Origin of the sequence: Bradyrhizobium sp. Ce-3 (genome assembly GCF_022835695.1) — a bacterium.
In the GTDB taxonomy this organism is placed as follows: domain Bacteria; phylum Pseudomonadota; class Alphaproteobacteria; order Rhizobiales; family Xanthobacteraceae; genus Bradyrhizobium.
The window spans coordinates 1-314 of record NZ_BQUV01000089.1; the positions used below are offsets into that span (position 1 = coordinate 1).

The 314-nt window shown below is 67.5% G+C and carries 1 protein-coding gene; it reads right to left on the reverse strand.

Annotated elements, in window-relative coordinates:
- Positions 1 to 314 (reverse strand): 5'/3'-nucleotidase SurE (locus BRSPCE3_RS35935; RefSeq protein ID WP_244071863.1); only part of this gene is annotated, 314 nt, incomplete at both ends.

The following is a 314-nucleotide window of genomic DNA, read 5'->3' on the forward strand; positions in this document are numbered from 1 at the left end:
GCGTCAGCGAGACGAAGCCGTGCGCAACGGCGTGAAAATCGGTGCCCTCGCTGGCGTCTTTTGCATCGCCGGCGGCACCGACCCAGAAGATCGGCTCGCCGCGTGGATTGGCTTTGCGGATCACCGGCTGCGACTGATGCCGCTTGCCCAGACGCTTCGCACGCCAACCTGCCAGCTCGGCGTACGGCAGATTCGGGATGTTGACGTTCAGCAGGACCGGCCCGTCCAGCGGATCGGACAGATAGCGCTCGACCACCTCGCGGGCAACGCGCTCGGCGGCGTCGAGGTGCGTCCAGCCCTTGTCGGCCTGCGAG